The 24,420-nt window shown below is 59.7% G+C and carries 19 protein-coding genes; 13 read left to right on the top strand and 6 right to left on the bottom strand.

Annotated features, from left to right (window positions below; all coding sequences use genetic code 11):
- Nucleotides 1–713: MFS transporter (locus Q0G85_RS00575; protein WP_297153631.1), on the bottom strand; the 713-nt coding region annotated here is incomplete at its 3' end.
- Between the two features lie 424 nt (nucleotides 714–1,137).
- On the opposite strand from Q0G85_RS00575, the gene Q0G85_RS00570 reads away from it, so the two are divergent.
- The 5 genes from Q0G85_RS00570 (at nucleotide 1,138) to Q0G85_RS00550 (ending at nucleotide 6,690) form a co-directional block, all read left to right on the top strand.
- Nucleotides 1,138–2,730, top strand: coding sequence for a CdaR family transcriptional regulator (locus Q0G85_RS00570; protein ID WP_297153628.1), 1,593 nt, complete (start codon nucleotides 1,138–1,140; stop codon nucleotides 2,728–2,730).
- A 117-nt stretch (nucleotides 2,731–2,847) separates the two neighbouring features.
- A complete protein-coding gene (locus tag Q0G85_RS00565) occupies nucleotides 2,848–4,395 on the top strand; it encodes a hypothetical protein (protein ID WP_297153625.1) in 1,548 nt (515 codons plus the stop codon).
- Between the two features lie 122 nt (nucleotides 4,396–4,517).
- Nucleotides 4,518–4,970 carry a SufE family protein gene (locus tag Q0G85_RS00560; protein ID WP_297153622.1) on the top strand — a complete coding sequence of 151 codons (453 nt, stop codon included), beginning with the start codon at nucleotides 4,518–4,520 and terminating at the stop codon, nucleotides 4,968–4,970.
- Nucleotides 4,963–5,403, top strand: a complete 441-nt coding sequence (locus Q0G85_RS00555; protein WP_297153619.1) for a hypothetical protein — start codon at nucleotides 4,963–4,965, stop codon at nucleotides 5,401–5,403. The genes Q0G85_RS00560 and Q0G85_RS00555 overlap by 8 nt, the downstream gene beginning before the upstream one ends.
- Before the next feature lie 54 nt (nucleotides 5,404–5,457).
- Complete coding sequence (locus tag Q0G85_RS00550) at nucleotides 5,458–6,690, top strand: aminotransferase class V-fold PLP-dependent enzyme (protein WP_297153617.1); 1,233 nt, start codon at nucleotides 5,458–5,460, stop codon at nucleotides 6,688–6,690.
- A gap of 67 nt (nucleotides 6,691–6,757) precedes the next feature.
- Here the strand turns inward: Q0G85_RS00550 and selD are convergent, their stop codons facing one another.
- On the bottom strand, nucleotides 6,758–7,837 hold the full coding sequence (gene selD / locus Q0G85_RS00545) for a selenide, water dikinase SelD (RefSeq protein ID WP_297153614.1): 1,080 nt from the start codon (nucleotides 7,835–7,837) through the stop codon (nucleotides 6,758–6,760).
- Between the two features lie 610 nt (nucleotides 7,838–8,447).
- On the opposite strand from selD, the gene Q0G85_RS00535 reads away from it, so the two are divergent.
- From Q0G85_RS00535 to Q0G85_RS00505, 7 genes are all read left to right on the top strand, one after another.
- Nucleotides 8,448–11,642, top strand: a complete 3,195-nt coding sequence (locus Q0G85_RS00535; RefSeq protein WP_367116847.1) for a molybdopterin-dependent oxidoreductase — start codon at nucleotides 8,448–8,450, stop codon at nucleotides 11,640–11,642.
- A 14-nt stretch (nucleotides 11,643–11,656) separates the two neighbouring features.
- Entirely contained in the window at nucleotides 11,657–12,601 is a 945-nt protein-coding gene (locus tag Q0G85_RS00530; protein WP_297153606.1) for a 4Fe-4S dicluster domain-containing protein, read from the top strand.
- Nucleotides 12,594–13,367, top strand: a complete 774-nt coding sequence (locus tag Q0G85_RS00525; protein ID WP_297153604.1) for a cytochrome b/b6 domain-containing protein — start codon at nucleotides 12,594–12,596, stop codon at nucleotides 13,365–13,367. The genes Q0G85_RS00530 and Q0G85_RS00525 overlap by 8 nt, the downstream gene beginning before the upstream one ends.
- Before the next feature lie 172 nt (nucleotides 13,368–13,539).
- Nucleotides 13,540–14,454, top strand: a complete 915-nt coding sequence (locus Q0G85_RS00520) for a formate dehydrogenase accessory protein FdhE (protein WP_297153601.1) — start codon at nucleotides 13,540–13,542, stop codon at nucleotides 14,452–14,454.
- Between the two features lie 245 nt (nucleotides 14,455–14,699).
- Nucleotides 14,700–15,671: a 2-oxoacid:acceptor oxidoreductase family protein gene (locus Q0G85_RS00515; protein ID WP_297153597.1), complete on the top strand. Its 972-nt coding sequence runs from the start codon at nucleotides 14,700–14,702 to the stop codon at nucleotides 15,669–15,671.
- A complete protein-coding gene (gene porA, locus Q0G85_RS00510; protein WP_297153594.1) occupies nucleotides 15,668–16,951 on the top strand; it encodes a pyruvate ferredoxin oxidoreductase in 1,284 nt (427 codons plus the stop codon). Before Q0G85_RS00515 ends, porA begins: the two co-directional genes overlap by 4 nt.
- A gap of 5 nt (nucleotides 16,952–16,956) precedes the next feature.
- A complete protein-coding gene (locus tag Q0G85_RS00505; protein WP_297153591.1) occupies nucleotides 16,957–17,868 on the top strand; it encodes a thiamine pyrophosphate-dependent enzyme in 912 nt (303 codons plus the stop codon).
- Nucleotides 17,869–17,870: 2 nt separating this feature from the next.
- On the opposite strand, the gene Q0G85_RS00500 is transcribed toward Q0G85_RS00505, so the two are convergent.
- Nucleotides 17,871–18,167, bottom strand: a complete 297-nt coding sequence (locus Q0G85_RS00500) for a hypothetical protein (protein ID WP_297153588.1) — start codon at nucleotides 18,165–18,167, stop codon at nucleotides 17,871–17,873.
- 450 nt (nucleotides 18,168–18,617) lie between these two features.
- Here Q0G85_RS00500 and Q0G85_RS00495 point away from each other — a divergent pair, with 450 nt between their 5' ends.
- Nucleotides 18,618–19,958: a coproporphyrinogen III oxidase family protein gene (locus tag Q0G85_RS00495; RefSeq protein WP_297153586.1), complete on the top strand. Its 1,341-nt coding sequence runs from the start codon at nucleotides 18,618–18,620 to the stop codon at nucleotides 19,956–19,958.
- A 129-nt stretch (nucleotides 19,959–20,087) separates the two neighbouring features.
- Here the strand turns inward: Q0G85_RS00495 and Q0G85_RS00490 are convergent, their stop codons facing one another.
- The 3 genes from Q0G85_RS00490 to Q0G85_RS00480 all read right to left on the bottom strand — a co-directional run bounded on the left by Q0G85_RS00490 (nucleotide 20,088) and on the right by Q0G85_RS00480 (nucleotide 24,067).
- On the bottom strand, nucleotides 20,088–21,719 hold the full coding sequence (locus tag Q0G85_RS00490) for an S-layer homology domain-containing protein (protein WP_297153582.1): 1,632 nt from the start codon (nucleotides 21,717–21,719) through the stop codon (nucleotides 20,088–20,090).
- A gap of 245 nt (nucleotides 21,720–21,964) precedes the next feature.
- Nucleotides 21,965–23,338 (bottom strand): cell wall metabolism sensor histidine kinase WalK, encoded by a 1,374-nt coding sequence (locus Q0G85_RS00485; RefSeq protein ID WP_297153579.1) that lies wholly within the window; start codon nucleotides 23,336–23,338, stop codon nucleotides 21,965–21,967.
- Nucleotides 23,339–23,368: 30 nt separating this feature from the next.
- The gene (locus tag Q0G85_RS00480; RefSeq protein WP_297153577.1) at nucleotides 23,369–24,067 is read right to left on the bottom strand and encodes a response regulator transcription factor; all 699 of its coding nucleotides are present in this window, start codon (nucleotides 24,065–24,067) and stop codon (nucleotides 23,369–23,371) included.
- Between the last annotated feature and the right edge of the window lie 353 nt (nucleotides 24,068–24,420).

The raw sequence follows: 24,420 nt of genomic DNA, 5'->3' as shown, positions 1-24,420 counted from the left end.
TCGTGGAGTACGACGCCGATAAGATTCGGGTTGGTGACGATGTTTTTGCCCATCGCCTTGAAAGAAATTTTCTTGCCTTCCGACTTGGTCTCGGTGTCGTATCCCTTGGTCGCGAAGAAGCAGATTGCCATCGCAATGATGTAGATGACCGACACGACAGCAGCGCAAATGGAGTAGGCAAGCACGCCGCTGACGAGTGCGGCAAGGGAAGTCGTGATCAGCGGCACGAGCTTGGATGCGATCACGCGGCCGAGCGCAGCGCCGGCACCAAGGCGGCCCGAGAGAAACGCGCGCTCGGAGGGCTCGTCGGTGAGCACGTTGGTCATGCTGCGAATGCCTGCGTAAGTAATATTCCAGCAGAAATGGCTGACGACATAACCGATGCTAATAACAATACCAGCTACGACATCGCCGCCCACCTTGGTGAAGCACATGATGAAGAACACCATGGCGATGATTGGGGCGATGATGAGCCAGGGGCGGTACTTGCCCTTCTTGAAGTGGAACTTGTCAATGAACACGCCCGCCAAAAGGGCAGATATGGTGTCGACGGCTGACGCGCTTGCGGCGATGACGCCCGAGATGGCGAGCGGCAGTTGCGCCACGTCAGTCAGGAAGAACAGGAAGAAGGCGGTCTCGAGCGTTGCGGCTATCGAGAAGCCTATCTCGGACACCCCCCAAACGGAACGTATAGCAGTGTTGATTCTTGGCATGGCTCTCCTCCTTAGTTTGGGCGCTATCCCCTTTGCGCGCCCGGTTGCTCCCGAACTGTATGATTAACCGCCATTTTGCTGGCGGAGTGAGCCTTTCGGAGGGGGCGGGCTTGGGATATAAGTGCCCGCCCCTGCAATGAAGCCCCTTTATTGAGGGAGAAAGGGGCTTTCGCTGAGCTGAGGGGATGGTCTCTCGCTCGAGGAAAGCTTATCGACCTCGCAAGCGTGAGTCAGTGGGCGGGCGGCATACGAAGGAATTGGGAGTCATTGTGCTTCTTGCAAGACGTGCACGATGGGGGTGAAATTCTATTGTGCATTTTACATAATGAGAATACAGGAAAACGTGGTTTTCGACTAAAGCAATCGAGTGGGAAAGAGAGCATTATGAGATACGGCGCAATGGCTTTATCTGAAGGGGTAGGTCATGGGTGTTTCGCTTAACATCATAAAGCGCGAACTTGAGGCTATGGGGAATGTCTCAATTTCGTCTGACGGGAGTCTTTCTTTCGAGAATGCCCGCCTTTATCTGGGAGAATCTTCGATTGCGGGAGACGATATCCTCTATATCTGCTCCACAAGCGAGGATTGCGAAAGCGTCCGCGGGTACGGCCGCCACGCCGCTTTCGTGGACCATCACGCGACTAAGCCTGATCCAACCGCCGTCCTTTCTGTTACCGGAGGCGAGGGAACGCTCCAAGTATTCAACGCGTTGCTCGAGATTTTCTATCGATTCGGGATATGGGAGCGCGATATGGACGCGGTGCTCGGGCGCGGCGGCGGGCTTCAGGAGCTCATGGACGTGAGCGAGAAGATGCTGTGCAACAACGTTGTTATCGTGGATCCGGCTCTCAAGCTTTTAGCCTACACCAAGGGAACTCCTTGCGACGACCCGATCACGATGGAGCTGATCGAGCACGGGTATCACACCGAGGAGAACATTCGGAAGTTCCAGCTGCACAAGCGCTTCAAGCCCTGGGCGAAAGAGGACGGCTTCATCGTCAACGATACGCTTTCCATCTGCAAATATGTCACGGTCGTGAGGTCTTTCAAAACCAAGACGAGCTTCAGTCTCATCGTCGTCATGATGTGCAACAGGCTGTCTCCCTGCGATTATCTTTACGATGTGTTTGATCTTTTCCTTGCTCGGGTTAAGAGAATCGCCGAGCGCGAATACCCGGAGGACAAGCCTTCGGGCAACGCGGTTGACACGTTCCTCCACGACTTGCTTTTGGGTCGCGAGAGCAACGAGGCAATCGTGCGCGAGCGGTGCAAACTTGTGGGGATTCCCTTAGAAGCAAGGTTTTGCCTGTTCGCCATTCCCGTTAACGAGGACATGTCTCCCTCGCGGCTCCTTTCCGATCTCGTTACGATGGTGGCGCCCGCGAAAGTCGTTCTTTTCGACAGCTGCGTCACGGTGCTGTGCTTCAATTGCCTCTCGCCTCAGTGCTCGCTGCATTGCGAAGTCGGCACGTGCCCCAGGGGGCATAAGTCCATCTCGTCGCGCATCAACGAGCTGATGGAGAAAATGGACCTCATCTGCGGACGCAGCTCCAAGTTCACGAATCTCTCCAAGGCCCCCATCGCCTATCGGCAGGCACGCGAGGCAGCACGGCTCGGTGCTGAGTTTCAGCCGAATGCGCACAAACTGCCAGTTCCCTTCAACTGGAGTCGTATTTTCTCGTTTGACCGTGTCCAAGTTGCTTTCATCGCCGATAAAGTTGGCGATGACCTGCCGCTTTTGAACTCAACCTATGCGAGCGTCATCGTTCGCTCTATCGCAGAAGATGATGCCGAGCGGGGCACTGATAACTACCTGTTCCTTTATGATTACCTCATGTGCGAGCGTCGTGCGAATATCGTTGCTGAGAAGCTGCATATGCATCGCAATAATGTGAAATATCGCATCGACCGCATCGAGAGCATGTACGGTATCGACACGTCCGATCCTTCCCTTCGGTTCGCTTTCCTTCTCGCGTACCGTTTCCGCAACGCCGAAATTATGCAAAATGCACAATAGAAACCATTGAAGACGTTGGTTCAAGCCCCATGATTTACGGTTCGATGCGCCGTACCCTTCTCGATGTCAGCACGGCACGGGAGAGAGTGCCGGAAAACAGGGGAAAGGATAGTCATCATGGCCATCAAAAAGCATGAGGAAATTCGCCTTAACGTGAAGCCGATTTTCTTGACGCTGTATCACGAGTACGTGTTCGAGGGACCGTGCCGCTTTGGCGAGGGCATCCAGCTTGAGAAGGAATTCGACCTCCATATGGCCGCCGAGAAGTTCAAGGGCTGGTATGCCCAGCTCCAGGCTGCTATGCCGGAGAACGTCGTCAACCTTCTCGAGCCCGTCAAGGTCGAGCGCGACGAGAACTTCCTCACCAAAGACGAGATGATCGATAAGCTCGCCGAGGGCAGCGAGGAAGTTGACCTGTACTTTATCGGGTATGCGAGCCGCCCCTATGACCTGGCTCTCGAGTTCGCGCAGCGCGTCGGCAAGCCCTGCGCCATCACCCAGGCATGTTGCGCCTCCGCTATCACGTCGGCTGAGTTCCTCGCCCGCGGCCTTGAGTTCTACTCCTTCGAGGATTGGGAGGACGCCACCGAGTACATGACCGTCCTGCGCGCCCGCAAGGTCATGAAGGATTCGAAGATCCTCGCGGCGACCCGCATGACGAGCACCGTTTCGGTGAGCGCGCCCGACTCGATCATCGACCCCGAGAAGATCACCGAGCGCTTCGGCACCCGCATCCGTTACGTTTCCGCCCATGAGCTGCTTGACCAGATTTCCTACGACGACCCGATGGAGAACTACTGCACGCCGGGCCGCAAGGGCTTAAACCTCACCGCCGAGGACGAGAAGATCATCGACAAGGAAACCGACGAGCTCATCGCAGGCGCCGAAGAGTGCGAGATGACGCGCGAGATGGTCAAGAAGTCCGTTGAGGCCAACTACGGCATCCAGAAGTTCCTCGACGCCTACGAGTGCAACTGCTTCACCGCCCCGTGCCCTGACCTGTGCGCGACGCGCCGCCTGAACCAGAAGCAGTTCACGATGTGTTTGAACCACTCGCTCAACAACGAGCAGGGCATCCCGTCCGCATGCGAGTACGACCTGGGCGCCGTCGTCTCCAAGTTGATGCTGCAGGCCATCGGCCGCCGTCCGTCCTACATGGGCAATTGCTTCACGAGCCCAGTGCGTCATGGTGTGCGCGCTCAGCTGCCCAAGGCGCTGTTCTTCACGCCCGAGCATGTTGACCAGAAGATGGAAGAGCTCGGCGACATCCCCAACGTCGTTTTGACCTTCCATTCGGTGCCGAACCGCCGTTGGGAATCCTTCGACGAGGAGTTCCGTCCCTACGCGATCCGCTCCTTCGCTCGCTCCGGCTTCGGCGCGACGCTGCGCTACAAGTTCGAAGAGGACGCCGGCCAGACGATCACAATGTGCCGTGTCGACCCGAACGTCGAGAAGCTCTTCGTCGCCAAGGGCAAGATCATCACCTCCATGGGCTACGATCAGACCAACTGCTCCATGGGCGTGTTCTTCCAGGTGAAGGACTCCAAGGACTTCTTCAAGAAGCAGGCCGCCATCGGCAACCACATGCCGCTGATCTACGGTGACTTCGAAGAGCAGGTCATCGAGCTCGGTGAGTTGCTCGGTCTGGAAATCGTCCAGGCGTAAATCGAGCCAACGAGAAGGCGTATCACGCGCCGAACGCCAAGCCTGCGGCGCCGCAATCGACGTCGCAGGCTTGTTTTTGCCCGGGTGGAGGGCCTACGCCGGCAAGAGAGGGGGTGGGAATCATGAAGAGCCCTGATGCGATCCAGCAGGACTTCATCGACGGCTTCGTCGCTGCTGGTGACACGTTCGAGCAGTTCGACTACTTGTTGCAGCTATCGGCGCAACTCGAGGAGCTTCCCGAGGAGCGCAAAGTGAAGGAAGTGCTCGTGGAGGGGTGCCAGTCGCAGGTTTGGCTCTACCCTTCGTGGGCGGGCGCTACGCCGGGCGAGGGCTTCGCGCTTGAAGGTGACAGCGACACGCTCATGGTGCGCGGCGTGATCTACCTGTTCCAGAAAATGTTCTCGGGACAAGATGCGCAAGCGATTGTTGAGTGCCCCGTGCGCTTTGTGGAGGAGACCGAGCTTGCGTACGTGTTCGACGCGAAGCGGCAGGCTGGCGTTTCCTCAATCGCGTCGACTATCAAGGATTTTGCGCGCAAGGCGCTTTCAGATAAGGAGGAACCTCATCATGGCTAGCACGATGACCCTGAAAGACCGTCTCGACATTGCGGCGAAGGATGCGCAAGCCGCGCAGGACAAGATTACGTCGGGCGCGCTTGGTCGCGAGGATTTTCGCCAGGAAGTGCGCAACTACACGCTCGCCAAGTTCTTCCTGACCGAAGACGAGGTGCAGGCTTTGGGCACGGAGGACATCTTAAAGCTCGCCGACGAGAGCGTTGAGAAGCTTCTGCGCCAAAACGACAAGAGCGTGAAGCTTGCGGAAGGCTCGACCACGTGCACCAACCAAAGCTCGACCGATATCAAGAAGGTGCTTTTGTCCTTGACGCTCCAGCGTGCGCTGAACGTGCGCTTCACGCCCGAGCAGTCTGCCGACTTTGAGACGATTACCCAGCTCGCGGACGCGCTCTTCGATGCGAAGGACGACCCGTCCATGCGCAGGGACTCCTGATGGACTAGAATTCTCGGCATGCGATGATGTGCCGGGGCGAAAGGGATGGCGAACATGGATGTGGAACGTGTACGTGAGGATTTCCCGATTTTGGGACAGCAGGTTCACGGCCATCCTCTCGTGTATTTGGACAATTCGGCGACGACGCAAGTTCCTGAGCAGGTGCTTTCCGCTGTTTCTGAGCACTATCGGACGAGCAACGCGAACGTGCATCGCGGAATGCATTACTTGGCGCACGCCTCAACCGATGCGCTCGAGCGCGCGCGGGGGACGGTCGCCCGGTTCGTCGGCGCGGCCGATTCGTCGTGCGTGGTGTTCACGCGGGGCACGACCGATGGCTTGAACATGGTGGCTCGCGGCTTGGCGCACGTGCTCGGGCCTGACGATGCCGTCGTGGTGAGCCTCATGGAACACCACTCCAACTACGTTCCGTGGCAGCAGGCGTGCTTTGCTGCAGGCGCCGATTTCCGCGTCGTTGGGCTCACTGAAGAAGGCGAGGTGGACGAGACCCACTACGCGGAGCTGCTCTCCGACGACAGGGTGAAGATCGTGGCGATGACGGGGTGCTCGAACGTGCTCGGCACGGTGACTCCCGTGAAAAGGCTTGCCAAGATGGCCCACGATGCGGGCGCTCTCTTCGTGCTCGACGGCGCGCAGATCATGCGTCACGGCGTGGTCGATATCGCGGATCTGGGCGTCGACTTCCTGGCTTTTTCCGGCCACAAGATGATGGCGGGCACGGGAATCGGCGCGCTTTGCGGCACGCGCGAGGCGCTCGAGATGCTCGCTCCGCGCGATTTCGGCGGCGAGATGGTGGGGAAGGTGACGCAGGAGCTGACCACCTGGGAAGAGCTTCCCCTGCGCCTGGAAGCGGGCACGCCGAACTACGTGGGTGCCATCGCGATCGCCGCGGCGTGCGACTACCTGAGCGCTTTGGGTCGCGAGGACATCGCGGCGTACGAGTCTTCGCTGGTCAGCCATGCGGTAAGCGTGCTTGGGGAAATCGAGGGTCTTCACATCGCGGGCTCACCGAAAGAGCGTGCGGGACTCGTATCGTTCACGCTCGATGAGGTACACCCGCTCGATTTGTGCACGCTCATCGACGTGCGCGGCGTTGCCCTGCGAAGCGGCCACAACTGCGCGCAGCCCGTGCTCGATTGGCTGGGGACGAGCAGCGTGGCGCGCCTTTCGCCCGCGTTCTACAATACGATCGACGAAATCGATTATGCGGCGCAGCAGATTACGCGTGCGGCGCAGATGCTCCGAGCCGCACGCGCGCGGAAATAGGGCCGTCGCGAAGTACAACCAGCTTCTCCATATTGATGCTCCGAGTCGCACGGTCTTGCGAGCAGGGCTATCGGGCTCCGTCCGCAAATGAGATCGAGCCCGCTTCGCCCTCGACGATGCGGCCGATTTTCCAGGGCGCCCGCCCTGCGAGTCGCTCGAATTCGCTTTCGAACACAGCCGCCTGGTCAGGGGGGATAGCCGCCAAGATGCCGCCCGAGGTTTGCGGGTCGCAGATCACGCCCATGCGGTTGTCGAACTCGTCGTCGTCGAGCGCGCCCTGCCGCACGTATTCCTCCGCAAGATCCATGATGGAGAACGCCCGATTGGGGCGGCAGTATGCGCACGAGAGCTCCCATACGCGCTCGAAAGTGGGGATGGCGCTGAAGTCCAGCTCGGCAGCTGCGTTCGACGCCTCGAGCATCTCGTGCAGGTGGCCCGACAGCCCGAAACCCGTGACGTCGGTCGCCGCGTGGACGCCCGCCGTGACCATTGCTTCGCCGCCTGCGATGTTGAGCTCCATCATCGACTCGACGACGGGGCGGAACTCGTCTTGGGTGACAAGCTCGTTTTTCACGGCGGCGCTCATGATGCCCGTGCCGATGCGCTTGGTGAGGTAGAGCACATCGCCCGCTTGCGCGCCCCCGTTGCGGACGATCTTGTTCGGGTCGACAGTGCCGAACACGCATAGGCCGTACTTCGGTTCCTCATCATCAATCGTGTGCCCGCCGGCGACGAACGCCCCCGCTGCATGCGCGGTGTCGGCGCCGCCTCGAAGGATTTCGCCCGCCACCTCGGCGCCAAGCTCGCTGTCGAGTGCGAGCAGGTTGAGAGCTACGTGAGGTCGCGCCCCCATCGCGAAGACATCGGAGAGCGCGTTCGCTGCGGCGACGCGGCCGAACTCGTAGGGATCGTCCACGACGGGCGTGAAGAAGTCGACCGTGAGCACGGCTGCCGTCGTCTTGTTGATTTCCCACACCGCCGCGTCGTCGCTCGTCTCGAACCCGAGCAGAAGCTTGTCCTTGTCGGGCAGGTCGATTGCGGGAGAGAGGCAGTGCAGCGCGTCTTCGAGGTCACCCGGACCCCACTTCGCCGCTCAACCGCCTTTGCTGGTGAGCTTCGTCAGTGCGACCTTTTCCTTCGTGCTCATGGGCAACCTCCTTGCTCGTCGGTGCTCAGTATACCAGCGCCCGCTGAAATCAGAGCTTCGTGCGGCCTTCCCGCAGAGGAGGGGCGCATAGAGCCCATCCTCGGCGACTATGTGCATTTTTCTCGCTGGTGTGGAGCGATTGCGGCCACCGTTGGGGGGCAGCGCGGCGCGAGTCTGGCGTCTTCGAGTCACGCCTTCTCATTTTGTTCGGGTCAGAAGTTTTTCTTCCGATGGTCGCTTCTTCAATCCTCGAGGTTGAGACGGGAAGGAAAATCAACCTGTTGTTGGGAGATTTCATCCTGTCCAGAAAGTGGGATATTCTCAAATAAGATAGTGCAGGTCATCTCCATTATTTCTTTACGTAGCATTCACATTTCAAAAGAGCGCTGCCAATGAATATTTTCCAAGAAGGAATTAAAATAGCATTTCCCCAGGTCAAATATGCATTTACGCAATTCAGCCGTTCCCCCGACAATTAGCCCTTTTGCGGTCTCATTTGTTGAATTTATGTCGAGATATCTCGTACCATGGGCAACCGACGAAGGGGCAAAGTATGCCCCGACGCGGTATAGACGAGGGAAGACGAGAATTTGGAAGGAGAGACGAGACTATGAACCTGACACGCAGGGGCTTCATGAAAGCCACCGGTGCGGCGTTCGCGACGAGCATGGCGTTCCAGCTGACGCAGCAGTCGCCTGCTTTGGCTGTAGAGTCGAACAGCGACTGGAAGCTCGTGAACACTGAAGAGTACACCAACATCTGCTGCTATTGCGCAGGCGGATGCGGTTCGCTTCTTTCGGTGCGCGACGGCGAGCTGATCAATCTCGAAGGTGATCCCGACCATCCCATCAACCAAGGTGGCTTGTGCCCGAAGGGCGCGGCCATGTTCCAGCTCCGCAACATTGTGGATCCGGAAACGCGCGAGGTCATCAAGAACCCCGATCGCGTCACCAAGCCTATGGTGCGCCGTCCTGGTGCTTCCGAGTGGGAAGACATCACCTGGGAAGACGCCATCAAGGAAATCGCGCGCAAGGTCAAGGACACGCGCGACGCCACGTTTGAGGAAACCGACAAGAACGGCCTCACCGTGAACCGTACCCCGGCAATTGCCAGCCTGGGCGGTAGCCAAGAAAACTCCGAGGAGGAATACCTGATCCTCAAGATGATGCGATCGCTCGGCGTGATCGCCATCGACAATCAGGCGCGTGTTTGACACAGCCCCACCGTTGCCGGTCTGGCAGCATCATTCGGTCGCGGCTCTATGACGAGCCACTGGTGCGACTTCCAAAACACTGACGTTATCCTCCACTGCGGTTCCAACTCCGTTGAGAACCACCCGGTTAGCTCGCTGTGGCTTGGCAAGGCCCACGATCGCGGAGCGAAGTGGATCGTCGTCGATCCTCGCTATACCCGTACTGCCGAGCAGGCGGATATCTACTGCCCCATCCGTTCGGGCACTGACATCGCCTTCTACGGCGGCATGTATCACTGGATCATCGAGAACCTGATCGATCCGAATCTCGAGAAGTACCTCGCCACTGGTGAAATGGGCGACTACAACTACGAGTACCTGCTCAACTACACGAATGCGTCTTACCTGCTCGACCCCGAGTTCGACTTCGACATCGAAACCGGCCTCTACTCCGGTTGGGACGAGAAGACCAAGACCTATTCCAACCATTCTTGGCACTATCAGACCGAGAAGGAAGAGAACTGGGACACCTCCGCTTCGGGCGACTACGCCTGGGTTAAGAAGAGCGGCGTTCCCGAGTTCACCACGCCGACGCTCACCCTTCCCAAGCGCGACATGACGCTCCAGGATCCGATGTGCGTTTATCAGCAGGTGAAGAAGCACTACGAGCGCTATACCCTCGACGCTGTGTGCGACATCTGCGGCATGGACAAGGAAACCCTTGAGCTCGTGTACTCCACCTACGGTTCCACCGCGAAGCCCGGCCGTGCCGGCATGGTGCTCTATGCACTGGGCCAGACGCAGCACTCCTATGGCGCTCAGAACACGCGTGCCATGTGCGTTATGCAGCTGCTCCTCGGCAACATCGGCATCCCTGGTGGCGGCGTGAACGCTCTGCGCGGCGAGCCTAACGTTCAGGGCGCGACCGACATGGGCATGATGGTCAACGAGCATCCCGCTTACCTGAAGTGGGCCAACACCACCGATCGTTCCAGCCTGCGCAAGTGGCTGGAATCCCAGACGTATTCCGCTGGCTACTACACCAACAAGCCGAAGTTCATCGTGTCCTCGCTGAAGGAATGGTTCGGCGACGCCGCAACCGTCGAGAACGACTACGGCTACGACTGGTGGCCGAAGGTTCCGTCTGAGAAGGGCGACCAGGACTACACGCATATCTCCACGTTCGAGCTCATGAAGCAGGGTGTCATCAAGGGCTACTTCAACTGGGGCATGAACCCCTGCCACTCGGCCCCGAACGCCGGCAACGTGCGCCGTTCGATGGCGAACCTCGATTGGCTTGTCGTGGCCGATCAGGTCGAAACCGAGTCGGCGGCCTTCTGGAAGGCGCCGGATATGAACCCGGCCGAGATCCAGACGACCGTGTACTTCCTCCCCTGCGCACTCATCTACGAGAAGCCCGGCACCATCCTGAACTCCGGTCGTTGGCTGCAGTGGCGCTACCAGGCAGTCGAGCCGTGGGATCAGGCCAAGCCTGACCTCGAGATGTGCGACCTTCTGTGGACGGAAATCTGCCGTCTGTACAAGGAAGAAGGTGGCGCTAACCCCGACCCGATCCTCAACACCAAGTGGGATTACTACGTCAACGGTAAGATCGACTTCCGTCCGGTTTCTTGGGCGCTCAACGGCTACCGCACGGCTAACTCCGACTTCGCGGCGGGCAAGGTCGACCTGCTCAAGGGCTACTCCGAACTTGGCGCCGACGGCTCCACTTCCTGCGCGATGTGGATCTACTCGGGCTTCTACAACAACAACGACGCACCGCTCGATCCGGCCCAGCAGCCGATCGGTCGTCGCGACAACAACGACAAGTCCGGCCTTGGCCTGAACTCCAACTGGGCGTTCAGCTGGCCTTCCAACCGTCGTATCCTGTACAACCGCAACTCCTGCGACACCAACGGCAAGCCGTGGAACCCCGACAAGAAGCTCATGGAGTGGGACGGCAGCAAGTGGGATCTGGTCGACCAGGGCGACTTCGTGTCCGCCAAGAACGGTCAGCCGGTTCCGCCGAACAACAACACGTTCTTCATGCTGTGGGAGCAGAACGCGCGTCTGGAATCCTACGGTATGGAAGACGGCCCGATGCCCGAGCACTACGAGCCGTTCGAGAGCCCGTTCGACAACGCGCTTAACGGTTCGCAGAACAACCCGATGATCAAGTTCACGGAATACGAGTCCACCGCTCACGGCGGAACCGACGAGTACCCGATCATCGCGACCACGTACTCCGTCACCGAGCATTGGCAGACCGGCGGCCAGAGCCGCTCCTGCCCGGCGCTCGTGGAGGCTATGCCGTCGCAGTTCTGCGAGATGTCGGAAGAGTTCGCAGCTGAGAAGGGCATCAAGCCCGGCGACAAGGTTCGCGTGTGGAACAAGCGCGGCTCCGTCGTGGTCGATGCGTACGTCACCAAGCGCCTCAAGCCATTCACGATCCACGGCAAGACGCAGCACCAGGTTGGCCTCACGCATCACTTCGGCTGGACGCACCTGTACGGCACGGGCGATACGGTAAACGACCTGACCCCGAACGTCGGCGACCCGAACACCATGGTGCCTGAGTACAAGGCGTTCCTCGTCAACATCGAGAAAGCATAAGGAGGGGGTAAGACATGACTGAAATGGCTATTCTTTACGACACCTCCCTGTGCACGAACTGCAAGGGCTGCCAGGTTGCCTGCAAGGTGTGGAATAACCTGCCGTCCCCGATCGGCACCAACGAGAACAAATTCTCCGGTTCGCTTCAGAACCCGGCCGACCTGAACGGCAACACGCGTCTGATCCAGACGTTCCAAGAGCGCGATGCAGTCCGCGGGCAGAAGCCTGTCGACTGGATCTTCAATCGCCGCTCCTGCCAGCATTGCACCGAGGCGCCTTGCGCGACGGTGTGCCCTGCTGGTGCCATCACGAAGGACGAGGACACCGGATTCGTCCACGTCGACGACTCCAAGTGCGTCGGCTGCCATTACTGCGAAGGCGTGTGCCCGTTCGACGTGCCGCGCTACCGCACCGAAGGCATCCGCGACTACGTCAACAAGTGCACCGGCTGCCCGGATCGCGTGGCTCAGGGTATGGACCCGGCCTGCGTTTCCACCTGCCAGCCCAACGCGCTTCGTTTCGGGCCGCGCGACGAGATGCTCGACCTGGCCCAGGAGCGCCTCGAGATCCTGAAGGGCCGCGGCTACGAGGACGCCGAGATTTACGGTGCCAACGAGATGGGCGGTCTGCATGTGATCTCCGTGCTGAAGTACGGGCGCGAGGCCACGGGTCTTCCGGCCAACCCGTCCGCTCCGGCAACGGTGGGCATGACCCGCGTCATGAAGCCCGTTACGGGCGTCGTCACCGGCCTCACGGTTGTGGGCCTCGCGGCGATGTTCGCTTTGGGTGTGGGTTACAAGCGCGATAAGCTCGTGTACAACCCCGAGACCGAGGACACCGTCAGCCTGATCACCGGCGACGTCGTCAAGCACGGCGACGCTCAGGACGAGAAGTCCGTCAAGGAGCACATCCTCGAGAATCACCCATTCGGTATCGGGAAGGGAGGCAGCGATGAGTAACGAAGCAGTGAACGTTTCTCCCGAGCAGCTTGCCGCTGACAAGCAGTTCCTCAAAGATCGCGAAGCCGCTGGCACCGAGCGCTACATCAAGCGCCATTCGCTGCAGGCTCGCTTGACGCATGGCATCGCAGTTATCGCTTGTATCCTTTTGTGCTTGAGCGGTTGCTTCGTGTTCATTCCGCCTCTGGCTCAGATGGTGGGCTCCGACGTCGTGTTCGCCTTCCGCATGGTGCACCGTGTGTGCGGCATCATCTTCGTCGTGGTTCCGCTGTTCAGCGCCATCGCGTCCCCGAAGGGCGTCGGCCATATCCTGAAGAACCTCTTCGCGAAGTGGACCTCCGACGACAAGAAGTGGATGATGCTGTTCTTCCCCTACCTGTTCCTGGCAAAGTGGATCCATATGCCGGATCAGGACGAGGTGAAATCCGGCCAGCGTTTCGCCGACGGTATGCTGTGGCTGTTCGGCCTGCTCATGGCTGTTACCGGCGTTATCCTGCTCATCGGCGAGCTGGGTCTGAACCTCGGCACGACGGTTCATGGCGTCCTGCTGTTCCTGCATGACTTCGGCTTCCTGATGATCGCCGTGTTCGGCTTGGCTCACATCTTCCTGGGCGCGGGCATCTTCCAGCCCTACCGCGGCACCTACAAGCTCATGTTCGGCAACGGCATGGTTTCTGAGTCTGACGCGATTTATCACTGGGGCCACTGGGCTCGCAAGGAGATCACCGAGGGCAAGAACGTGGTTGAGAAACCGGTAGCCAAATAACTGATTCAGCTGGCTGTTTCGGCTGGTAGAAGAATCGATGCGGTGGACCCATCCGGCAAGTTCGGGTGGGTCCCCGTTCTCAATGGGGAAAGGACGCGTATTCGTTCGCCTCGCGTCAAACGTCGGTGTTGAGGCGAGGCGGGCAAATAGGCTTGACGAGAAAGGCGTGCACATGAACAACAAGGCGGCTCAGCTTGCGGCACAACATTACGAGAAGACGCTCGATGCGGCGGATGTTTCGCGTATCGACTTCTTCATGAATCTGTGGGCGGCGCTCGACGATGCTGATGCAGCAGGGGAAACCGCTGCGGGTTATGAGGTCCCGCCTGTGGAGCGTGTGGCTGCGCTTTCCGAGGCCGAGATCCCCGTGTTCACGAACACGCCGGTGGCAATTGACGCCGCGGCGCTTTCCCGAGGAATGAACGCCGTGATTGCTCGCGCTGCTGAGCTGGGCGGATTCGACGAGGAAATGACCGCCGCGCTTACGAGCGCCAAATGGAACGAGATCGTTGCTGCAAGCGACATCGCGTTGGCGGGCAAGAACCCGGCAGAGTATCTGGCCGCATTCGCCGAGCAGTTGGTGGCTGACGGCATGACCGAGGTCCAGGCGCAGATGGGCCAGCTGTTCGCGTCGCTCGTGCTCCGCTGGCAGCTCGAGGGACCTGCCGAGGCGGTTGCGCGCGCTCGCAAGAAGGCGAAGGTGTTCTTCGACCACCAGATGCACTGCCCTGCATGCGGCGGCGATGCTGCGCTCGCGCGCGTGGGCGAGGGCGGATCGGGCGACGGCCGTAACAAGAGCTTGTGGTGTCCTCAGTGCGGGACAAGCTGGGAATTCGATCGTATTCGTTGTCCCCGCTGCGGTACGCGCAACCAGGGTCATCTGCATTACTACAATATTGAAGGCGACGAGGGCCATCGCATTGCCACCTGCGACGAGTGCGGCAGCTACATCCGCACGCGCTTTGCAGGCGAAGGCGACAATGCGCCTTATTCCCCCGAGGTGGAAGATGTCGTAATGGCCCGTCTCGACGCCGTGGCAATGGACCCCTCTTTTGCCGGCGGCACTGCAGAACGTACGGGCGAATAGACAGGCGAGCCGTGAGGCGAGCTTCTCCTTGCTGATTTGCTACCTTATTCATGAGCGTCGACAGGTTCGGCGCTCTTGTTTTTTACCCAACGAGAGGATGCGCTCGGCCTCAAAGAGAATTCGTGGAGCCAAAATCCGTCTCGATTCTGCCTTGCCCGTATTGAATTGGCGAAACCACGCAGGCGCGGCCTGGTTCGCCTATACTGATGGTCGGTTTATGAGTTAACAAGAAGGCGAGAAACCATATGATCGAAGTGCTTTGGCACGGTCGCGGCGGGCAGGGGGCTTTTACCGCGGCGCGGCTTTTGGGTGCAGCGGCCTCGTTCGCCGATGGCGCTTATGCGCTTGCATTCCCCTCGTTCGGCCCTGAGCGGCGCGGCGCCCCCATACGCGCGTTCACCAAGATGTCGCGCGAGCCGATCGGCGATCGCAGCGCGGTGGCCAAGGCGAACTACGTGATTTATCTCGATGATACGCTGCTCGGCGCCGAGTGGGAAGATGAGCTGCTCCCTGATGGGAAGGTCATCGTGAACTCGGTGCGCTCGTTTGGCGATCCGCGCATCGTCGCCATCGATGCGAACGGCATTTCCCAAGAGATTCTCGGGCGACCGATTCCCAATACGGCGCTTCTCGGCGCGCTATGCTCGGTGTGTGATTATGTGAGCGCCGACGATGTGAAGCGTGCCATCGAGGGGTACATGCCTGCGAAGTTGCACGAGAAGAACAAGCGCGTGGTTGATGCAGCGCTCGCAGCAGTGGGGAAGGCGAGCCCCGCGTGCGAGGGGGAGAATCCCGCTGTAGCTGCTAATTCCCAGGTCAACGCCTCTGTTTCACGTGAAACGGCCAAGGGGAAGCCTGCTCTTGCGCCCGCTTCCCGAGGCGGGGTGATTATTCCCACGCTGCAAACCGCTGCACTCGACCCTTCCGACTTCGCCCACACCACATGCTACGACGGTGGCTATCTTGTGGCGAAGAACGCCGGCTGGCGCAACATGCGTCCCGTCTTCGATGCTGAAAAATGCACGGGCTGCTTGCAGTGCTATCTCTACTGCCCCGACGGCTGCGTTATCCGGCCCGCCGACGAGCCTGCTGGGGATGCGGACAATGCGCCCGTAGCTATCGACTACGACTTCTGCAAAGGATGCGGCGTGTGCGTCGAGGTGTGCCGTTTCGGAGCGCTTGCCATGATCCCCGAAAGCGAGGTTTCCGCACGATGAAACGTTTTCTTTCCGGCGATGAGGCCTTTGCGGAAGGCGTCCGCCTCGCGAAACCGCAGGTGATTTCCGCCTATCCCATCACGCCGCAGACGGTTGTGGTCGAGCGTCTTTCTGAAATGGTGGAAGAGGGCTCGCTCAAGGCGGAATACGTGCATGTGGAATCCGAGCACTCGGCGCTTTCGTGCGCGATGGGGGCATCTGCCACGGGCGCGCGCACGTTCACGGCCACGTCGAGCCAGGGCCTTCTCTACATGGCAGAGGTGCTCACCTACGCCGCAGGCGGCCGTTTCCCCATCGTGATGATGAACGCGAACCGCGCGACGGCGCTCCCGTGGAACATCTACGGTGACCAGCGCGATTCGCTGGCGCTGCTCGACCATGGGTGGATCCAGGCGTATGCCGAAAACAACCAGGAGGCGCTTGACCTGGCGCTTATGGCGTATGCGGTGGCCGAAGACCCCGCGGTGCTCACCCCTTTCATGGTGAACCTCGACGGGTTTGCGCTTACCCACACCTACGAGACGGTCGATGTGCCGGCCGAGGAAGACGCCGATGCGTTCCTGCCGCCGTATCAGGCAACGAACTGCTTCGATTTCGAGCATCCTAAGAATATCGGGTATTCCGCCGGTCCCGACTACAACCGCTATTTCAAGTACTACGAGCACAAGGATATGCTTTCGGCCTTCGATGCGATCGAGCGGGTGGAGGCACGCTTTGCGGAATGCTTCGGGCGCGCATACACCGGCCCTGTTGAAGCAGTGAACTGCGAAGATGCCGAAGTCGTGCTCGTGACGCTCGGCTCGATCGCGGGGCTTGCGCGCGAGTCGGTTGCGCGGCTGCGCGAGCAAGGCAAGCGCGTGGGACTTTTGCGAATCCGCTACATGCGTCCCTTCCCTGCAGCCCTCATCACCAAGGCGCTTGCGGGTGCGTCGGCGGTGGGTGTGTTGGAAAAGGATATCTCCTTCGGGGCTGAGGGCACGGTGTTCACGAATGTGAATTCTGTGCTTCAGCAGGCAGGATGCACGACGCCCACGTTCAATTTCGTTGGAGGGCTCGGCGGCGACGACATCACGACTGCCCAGATGGATGCCATCTTCGATGCGCTGCTCGATGTTGCGGCTGCTGGAGGCAGAAGCTGCGTTGCGTCTAGTCAGAGTTGCGGCGACGCTGCAGCTGGCAACGACTGCGGACTTGGCCGCGTGAACTTCCTCGGGATCGATTTCCCGGACGAGGGGCAAGCTGGGCGTGGCGATGCTGATTGCGAAGGGGGCGCGCGATAATGGCGATGAACGCGAAAAATATGCCTGCTGACGAGCTTTTCTTCGGGCATAAAGCATGCGCTGGCTGCGGTGGGTCGCTCGCGGTGCGCGCGGCGCTGAAGGTGCTCGGCCCGAATGCGGTGGCAGCGTTGCCGGCTGGCTGCATGAGCGCCGTCGGGTTCAACTTCCCGCAACTGTGCTTTGCGAACAATGCAATGATCACGCCATTTGCGGCGACGGCTGCTGTGCTCACGGGTATCGAGGCGGGCTTGCGGGTGCAGGGGAAGAAGCCCGACGATTGCACGGTCGTCGGTTTCGCGGGCGATGGCGGTACGGCCGATATCGGCATCCAAGCGCTTTCGGGTGCAATCGATCGCAACGACGACGTCCTCTACATCTGCTACGACAACGAAGCGTACATGAACACGGGCATCCAGAAGAGCTCGCTGACTCCTTTTGGTGCCAAGACAACCACAACGCCTGCTGGGAGAAATGCGCACGGGTGCCTCACGCAGAAGAAGAACGTGTTCGAAATCGTCGCAGCTCACGGGCTTCCTTATGCCGCGACGGCGAGCGTTGGGTATATGAATGACTTCCTGAAGAAGCTCGAGCGCGCAAAGGGTATCCACGGAACGCGGTTCATCCATGTGATCGCGCCGTGCCCGACGGGTTGGGGCGCTCCCGAAGCGAAGATGGTCGAGCTTTCCCGCGACGTGGTCGATTGCGGGCTGTGGTATCTTGCCGAATATGAAGGCGAGCAGGTGTGCGGCGTGCCCGGCGGGAGGTTCACGCTTAACCGCAAGCCTCGTGAATTTTCGAGCGTGCGCGATTACCTGAAAAGCCAAGGTCGTTTCCGCGCTCTTACCGACGAGGAGATTTCCCTGGTGGAACGTTCGCGCGATGCCAAATGGGAAATGATCAAGCGCAACTGGGCGTAAGGCTAGCCGTCGACCCCGCGTTGCGCCTCGTGTCGTTCGCCCTTGTCGATGATGTCGACCGATTCGATGCTTGAGACGTCCCCGCCTTCGACTCGGAACTCAGTCAGACGCAGGTCCATGGTCTCGATATCGCTTGCTGGTTTTTTCAGCTGCACAACGAGGGTCGATTCCTCCTGGGTGATTGACTCGATCTCTTTTCCAGGAATCGACCCTCCTGAAAGCTGTACTTGGATCCAACCATCTTGCGGTTTCCAGCCGCTGCCCGGCATGGCGACGACCGCGCCGCCGGAAACTTCCATGCATAACACGGGCAAGTCATCGTCTTGCGCCCATGTCCACGGGGAATCGGTTGTGCCAGAATCGGTACAGCCGATTGCTGTTGCGGCAACGGTTCCGCACGCTACTGCTAGAAAGGCCCTTCTCGTCAGCCGTTTTGCCATTGTCGCCTCCGTTCCGAGTGATTTTCATTTGTTGCTATTGTCCCATATTTGGCACTCGGGCGTCGAGGTTTCGGGTTGTCGATAACTCGAATGGGCAGAAAGCAGAGTGTAGCGAGGGCCTGCCGGCTCTCACGGCGCCCTTGCCTGGACGGGTAAGCTATGTGCGAGCTATGCGTGCAAAATTGACGAGTCTGTCTTTAAGCGTTCCCCTTCTTGCAGTTCCCGTAGAAAGCGATTGGTTCCTGCGCGTTTTGCCCGCAAAAGCGCTACCATGTGGCGTTGATTTCGAGAAAGTCACGAAGGGGACCCATGCTATCCGAACGAGTGCTTACCAACCTGGTTAAAGGCATTGCCAAGCAGCACCTTGACCTGCATCCGACCGACGAGAAGTTCTTCCCTGGGCCGAAGCCGGGCGAGAAGTATATGCTCTACATGCACGTGCCGTTTTGCCAGGTGCTTTGCCCATATTGCAGCTTCAACCGCTATCCGTTCCGCGAGTCCGTTGCGCGTCCGTATTTCGAGAACATGCGCAAGGAAATGATGATGCTCAAGGATTTGGGCTACGACTTCGAGAGCCTCTACATCGGCGGTGGCACGCCGACCATCATGCTCGACGAGCTGTGCAAGACGATTGACCTTGCGCGCGACAACTTCAGCATCAAGGAAGTGTCGTCCGAGACCAACCCCAACCATCTTGTACAGCCGTGGCTTAACGAGCTGAAGGGGCGCGTGCAGCGTCTGTCCGTCGGTGTGCAAAGCTTCAACAACGACCTGCTCAAGCAGATGGACCGCTATCACAAGTACGGATCGGGCGAGGAAATCTTCGAGCGCATCGGCGAGGCTGTCCCGTATTTCGACTCGCTCAACGTGGACATGATCTTCAACTTCCCCTCGCAAACCGAGGACATCCTCTTCAGCGACCTGGAGAAGATCGTCGAATGCGGCGCGCGCCAGACCACGTTCTCGCCGCTCTACATTTCGTCTGCCACCACGCGCAAGATGGTCGAAACGCTCGGGCGCATGGATTACAACCGCGAGTACCGCTACTACCAGATTCTCGACGGCGTGCTTGCCGGCGGCGATCACCCGTTCTTCGAGCGCGATACCATCTGGACGTTCACTCGCTTGAATGACCAGGGAAAAAAGGACCTCGAGCTGCCGTTCGAAGAACTGCAGGTGTCCTATAACGAGTACCCGGCGATCGGTTCGGGCTCGATTACGCACCTGAACGGCTGCCTGTACGTGAACTCGTTCAGCCTGCAGGAATACAACGACGCCATTCAGGCGGGACACATGTCCATCATGGGCAAGTCGGTCATGGCGAAGCGCGACCTGGAGCGCTACTACTTCCTGCTGCATCTCTACCAGCTGCATCTCGACAAGCACGAGTTCGAGCGCGAGTTCGGCGAGCCGCTTGAGCTGGCGCTGCCGATCGAGCTGGCGTTCATGCGCGCGAACAAGTCGTTCGCTATCGACAACGACGACGAGCTCACGCTGACGATGAAGGGCCGCTACCTGACGCTTGTCATGTACCGCCAGTTTCTTTCGGGCATGAACAACTTGCGCGACCAGGCTCGTGCGGCGCTTTCCGGCCCCGAGCGCGAGCTGCTCTTCGGCGATGGCGAGCCGGAGATTCAGATGGCTTGCTAAGGGAAGGCCTCGTCAAAGGGCTCTTCGCGAAAGCGGAATACGTTGGTGAAACGAAGCGGGCGGCTGGATAGTCGCCCGCTTTTGGTTATGGTTCCAGGTTGCGCCTCTGTCGGCAGTGCGAGCGCCCCCCTAGCGGTTTTGCAGATAGCGCATGAGGATGGTCGCGGCTTCGGCGCGTGTGGCGTTGTCGATCGGACGAAGCCATGCCTTGTTGCTCGCGTCGATCTTGCCGGAGATGATTCCCTTGTCGACAGTCCAGCTCATCGGCGTTTTCGCCCAGGAATCAACTGCGCTGGCGTCGGGGAACTGACCAAGCTTTACGCCGTCGCTCGTGGGATTCTTCCCGTCCATCCGTTTGGCGAAGTTTGCCAGCATGACGGCGATTTCCTCACGCGTGATGGACACGTCGGGGCAGAACATATTGCTGCCGCCGTAGCCCTTCACGATTTCGGTTGCGCGCGCCCACCTGACTGCGTCTCCGTAATAGCTGCTGTAATCGACATCGGAGAACGCAGTCGTGGACATGTCGGCCTGCGGGGAACCCTGAAGACGCCACAGCATAGTGATGAGCTGTCCGCGCGAAAGCGTGTCGTTGGGGCCAAACGTGCCATCGTCGTAACCCTTCATAATGCCGCGGCTCGACACATACTCGACGGCCTGCAAATACCAGGCGCCATCCTCCAGGTCGCTGAACGACTTGTTGGGCTCGGGCGACGGGGTGGTGGAGCCGCCAGGTGTTGGCGTCGGGTTGCTGGGGCCGGGTTTGCTGTCGAGGTAGGCGAGGCAGTCGGCGAGCTCGTTTCGGTAGCGATTCTGGTAGCTGGAGACGTACTGGCTGTTCACATAAGGCAGCTCCGCTACGTGGTCAACAATGTAGTTGCACAGCGTGGTGGTGAACTCGCGGTCGCTCATGGTGCCGGAGAGTCCTGCGCCATCGTAGTGCTTCCCGTAGAGCGTGCCGCCGACGAAGAACTGCATGCCGCCCGAACCGAACAGGTTGCAAATGCCGCTGACCAGGCCTTTCACGCAATCGCTCCGGTTGTCCATATTGAAGTTGTGCGAGCTGTTGTTGCACAGGCGCAGCGCGTACTCGACGTATTCCTGGTAGAACCAGCCGTCCTGGAGGCGCGAGAATTCCTCGGGATTTGCCTGGTAAGCGGCCGACCACGACTCGTTCAGCCTCTTCCCCGTGTCGGTTAAGGCCTTCTTGCTCGAGTCGTAGAGCTTGACGTTTGAGATATCCACGCTTGAATCCTTCAACCAGGCGAACATGGCATAGCGCGTCGGGCTGTAGTTGTAGCAGGCGACGAGGAAATCTTGCAGGCCGTAGCGGTTGTCGAACTGGTAGCAGCCCATGGCGTGGTAATTGTCGCCTGCGGAGAGAAGCATGTCGTAGCCTTCGCCGCTCGTGAGCCTGTTGCCGCTTTCGTATTTCGTGAAGTAGAGGAATTCGTCGGAGAACGCGTCGTGCGGCTCGACGGTCGCGTTGAGGTCGACGCTTTGCAGGGTGATGCCCTCATCTTCCGCCTGCGCAAATGCCTGCTTATCGATAGGGATGCGGGTGGGCGCAGGGAACGGGGCGTCCTCGCTTGCGGGCAGGGTCGAGCTGACGTTCTCGTCACAAAGGAAATTCGCCTGTTGCTCGGGGGAAGGCGAGGGAGTTGCGCTTTCTTCCTGTGCAAACGCTACGGCGGGTGTGCACCCTATGGCAAGCGCGAGCGCGCATGCAACGGAGATGAACTTCGTTCGGAAGTCGGTCATGGGGTCCTCGTTTCGTTTAGGCTGCGTTTATGGTTAACGTGACGTGACCGTGTTTCCCCTGATTGTAGCGTAGGCGACACTCGGAGGCGCTCTCATCGCCGCCATTTTTCGAAATCATGGGCAAAAATGCAAGCAATATTGCCATATATTGCGAATCGCCATATATGGCGAAGTGGGAATGCGAAGAAAAGACGACAGCTTTCCGTGCGGGGGTTTCACCTGGAAGGCTGCTTTCGGGTATTTGATTACGCGGTCGGTAGGGTTGCGGTAAATGTGGTGCCTTCATCGTCGCTTTTCGCCTCGATGGTGCCGCCGTGCTCTTCTGCGACCTCCTTCGCGATGGAAAGCCCCAGGCCAAAGCCGCCCGTGCCGCTTGTGCGCGCTTTGTCGGCGCGGTAGAAACGGTCGAACACATGCGGCAGGTCTTCTGCCGAGATGAGCGAACCCGTGTTGTGCACGGTAAGCTGCGCGGTGCCACCCTGCTCATGCAGCTCGACGCGCACCTTTCCGTCCTTGCCGGCGTATTTGCAGGCGTTATCCAGAAGCGTCGTCACCAGTCGGCGCAAGCGCTCGGTCGCCCCTTGCACGGCGATGCCTTCGCCCACGTCGCTTTCTAACTCGATAGCGCGTTCGAACGCCACCGACTCGAATTGCAGAAGTTCGCCTTCTACCAGGTTCGACAAGTCAACGCGGTCTTTTGGTTTCGATTCCACGACGCTTGTCTCCTCAGCATCGAGGCGTGCGAGGAGCAGCAAGTCGGCCACGAGCCCCTGCATGCGCTCGCCTTCTGCTTGCGTGCTTTCCACCCATTGGCTCTGGCTTGCGATGGTGCGCTCGGGGTGCGACATGAGAATCGACGTGTTCGCGAGAATCACGGTGAGCGGGGTCTTCAGCTCGTGAGATGCGTCGGCCACGAACTGTCGCTGCTGCTCCCACGCGCGCTTCACCGGGCGCAGGGCCCAGCGGGAGAAGAACACGCTGATCACGAAGAAGATGGCGAGTGCGACCACGCCGACGCCCGCGAGGGTGAGCGCGAGCGTTTGCCACCCGCTTGCGGCGCTGATATCCGCGAAGGCGACGCGCGCGATGCCGGTGTCGGAGGTTCGCTTCTCGTAGAATAATCCCAGTTCAGAGAGTTCGCCCGACCCGTCGGGTGCATTTGTGAGCTGGATTATCGCCTCTTCGAGCACATCGTCTGCGATCGAAGCGGAAGCCGCCGAGCTTGCGAGCGCGTAGCTGCCGCTCTTGAGGATGCGATATACCGCCACGGGGACATGCGGTCCGCTTCCCGCAGGCCCGCCGCCGATTTGCGGGGGAGTGCCGCGGCGGGCTTCGTCGCTTTTGCCCGAATCCTGTTGGAGGTCGGGGCTATCTTGTCCCTGGTCGGTGGTCTCTTCCTCGCCGTTTCGGGCGGAGCCATCTGCATCGCGGGCTTCGCCTGAGCCCGCAGCCTGACTCTTCGATTCCGTGAACGCGATGGCATTGCTCAGCGCTTCGTGGACGGATGCCACGCTTTGCTGGTAATTGATGACGCAGATGGCGGAGAAGATCACGACGAGCACCACAGCCACGGTGGCCATGTTGAGCGCGATGAACTTGATGCGGAGCTTTTTCAGCATGCGGGCCTCTTTAGGGAATGCGGCGCGGCCTTATGCGCTCGCGCGATTGTCGGCGGCGTCTTCCGCAGCGAAGCGATACCCAGCGCCGCGGAGGGTCTCGATGCGCGATGCCGAGCCGAGAAACTTCAATTTCTTGCGCAGGAACGACACGTAGGCTTCTACATTGTTCTCGTCGGCGGCCGCTTCCAGGCCCCACACTTTCTCGATCAGCGTGGCCTTCGACACCGCGGCGCCTGAATTCGCCATGAGCACGCGCGCGAGCGAGAACTCCTTGTAGCTGAGGTGAATCGATTGATCGCCGCAGGTCAAATCGTGGCTTTCTAGGTTCAGCGAAACATCGCCCGCCTCGATTACCTCGAAGAGCACCTCGCCTTGACGGCGCGTGAGGGCGCGCAGGTGCGCCATGAGCTCGGCAGGGGAAAACGGCTTGGTCATGTAATCGTCAGCGCCCGAATCGAGCCCGCAAATCTTGTCGGGCACGGCGTCGCGCGCGGTCAGCAGCAGGACAGGGGTGTTCACGCCGGCGCGCCGCAGGTTCGATACGACGGTGAAGCCGTCCATTTTCGGCAGCATCACATCGAGGATGACGACGTCGTAGATGCCGCTTTCCGCATAATCGAGTCCTGACTGTCCGTCGTGCACGGCGTCGGTTTTGTAGCCGCTTTCCTCGAGGATGCGGCAAAGCGCCTGGGCGAGGCGCACATCATCTTCGACTACGAGAATCTGCACAACGCTCCTCTTTCACGTTCAGTGCTTTCTTGATTGGAATACTAGCACGGTTTTGCAAAGGAAATGTCCCGGCGCGGATCCTTCGCGGAGGCCTCGCCGAGACGCGAACGGCCGCATCCGCCTCCGCGCTGGGGATCGTGGATGGGGCGGTTGCGGCCGTGAGGCTATTGTGGGGGAAGACCCTGAAAACAACCTGAAAGAAACTGGCCGATTTTTAAGTTTGGGCGATTCTTTCAGGGTTCTTTCAGGGGCGCTTCGTAGCATTCGGGATGTCGGCGGGCGCTTGAGGCTTTCCTCCCCCTCCCTTTCCTCTTTCCAACATCGGCCTCGCGCCGCCGCCGACGACGGAGCCG

The sequence above is a fragment of the uncultured Ellagibacter sp. genome (assembly GCF_934617235.1).
In the GTDB taxonomy this organism is placed as follows: domain Bacteria; phylum Actinomycetota; class Coriobacteriia; order Coriobacteriales; family Eggerthellaceae; genus Ellagibacter.
This window is presented reverse-complemented; position numbering and strand designations above follow the sequence as displayed.

Excerpts from the sequence above, each read along its gene's own strand:
- Q0G85_RS00570 (WP_297153628.1), top strand. The coding sequence starts at position 1,138 with ATGGGTGTTTCGCTTAACATCATAAAGCGCGAACTTGAGGCTATGGGG.
- Q0G85_RS00565 (WP_297153625.1), top strand. The coding sequence starts at position 2,848 with ATGGCCATCAAAAAGCATGAGGAAATTCGCCTTAACGTGAAGCCGATT.
- Q0G85_RS00560 (WP_297153622.1), top strand. The coding sequence starts at position 4,518 with ATGAAGAGCCCTGATGCGATCCAGCAGGACTTCATCGACGGCTTCGTC.
- Q0G85_RS00555 (WP_297153619.1), top strand. The coding sequence starts at position 4,963 with ATGGCTAGCACGATGACCCTGAAAGACCGTCTCGACATTGCGGCGAAG.
- Q0G85_RS00550 (WP_297153617.1), top strand. The coding sequence starts at position 5,458 with ATGGATGTGGAACGTGTACGTGAGGATTTCCCGATTTTGGGACAGCAG.
- Q0G85_RS00530 (WP_297153606.1), top strand. The coding sequence starts at position 11,657 with ATGACTGAAATGGCTATTCTTTACGACACCTCCCTGTGCACGAACTGC.
- Q0G85_RS00525 (WP_297153604.1), top strand. The coding sequence starts at position 12,594 with ATGAGTAACGAAGCAGTGAACGTTTCTCCCGAGCAGCTTGCCGCTGAC.
- Q0G85_RS00520 (WP_297153601.1), top strand. The coding sequence starts at position 13,540 with ATGAACAACAAGGCGGCTCAGCTTGCGGCACAACATTACGAGAAGACG.
- Q0G85_RS00515 (WP_297153597.1), top strand. The coding sequence starts at position 14,700 with ATGATCGAAGTGCTTTGGCACGGTCGCGGCGGGCAGGGGGCTTTTACC.
- porA (WP_297153594.1), top strand. The coding sequence starts at position 15,668 with ATGAAACGTTTTCTTTCCGGCGATGAGGCCTTTGCGGAAGGCGTCCGC.
- Q0G85_RS00505 (WP_297153591.1), top strand. The coding sequence starts at position 16,957 with ATGAACGCGAAAAATATGCCTGCTGACGAGCTTTTCTTCGGGCATAAA.
- Q0G85_RS00500 (WP_297153588.1), bottom strand. The coding sequence starts at position 18,167 with ATGGAAGTTTCCGGCGGCGCGGTCGTCGCCATGCCGGGCAGCGGCTGG.
- Q0G85_RS00495 (WP_297153586.1), top strand. The coding sequence starts at position 18,618 with ATGCTATCCGAACGAGTGCTTACCAACCTGGTTAAAGGCATTGCCAAG.
- Q0G85_RS00490 (WP_297153582.1), bottom strand. The coding sequence starts at position 21,719 with ATGACCGACTTCCGAACGAAGTTCATCTCCGTTGCATGCGCGCTCGCG.
- Q0G85_RS00485 (WP_297153579.1), bottom strand. The coding sequence starts at position 23,338 with ATGCTGAAAAAGCTCCGCATCAAGTTCATCGCGCTCAACATGGCCACC.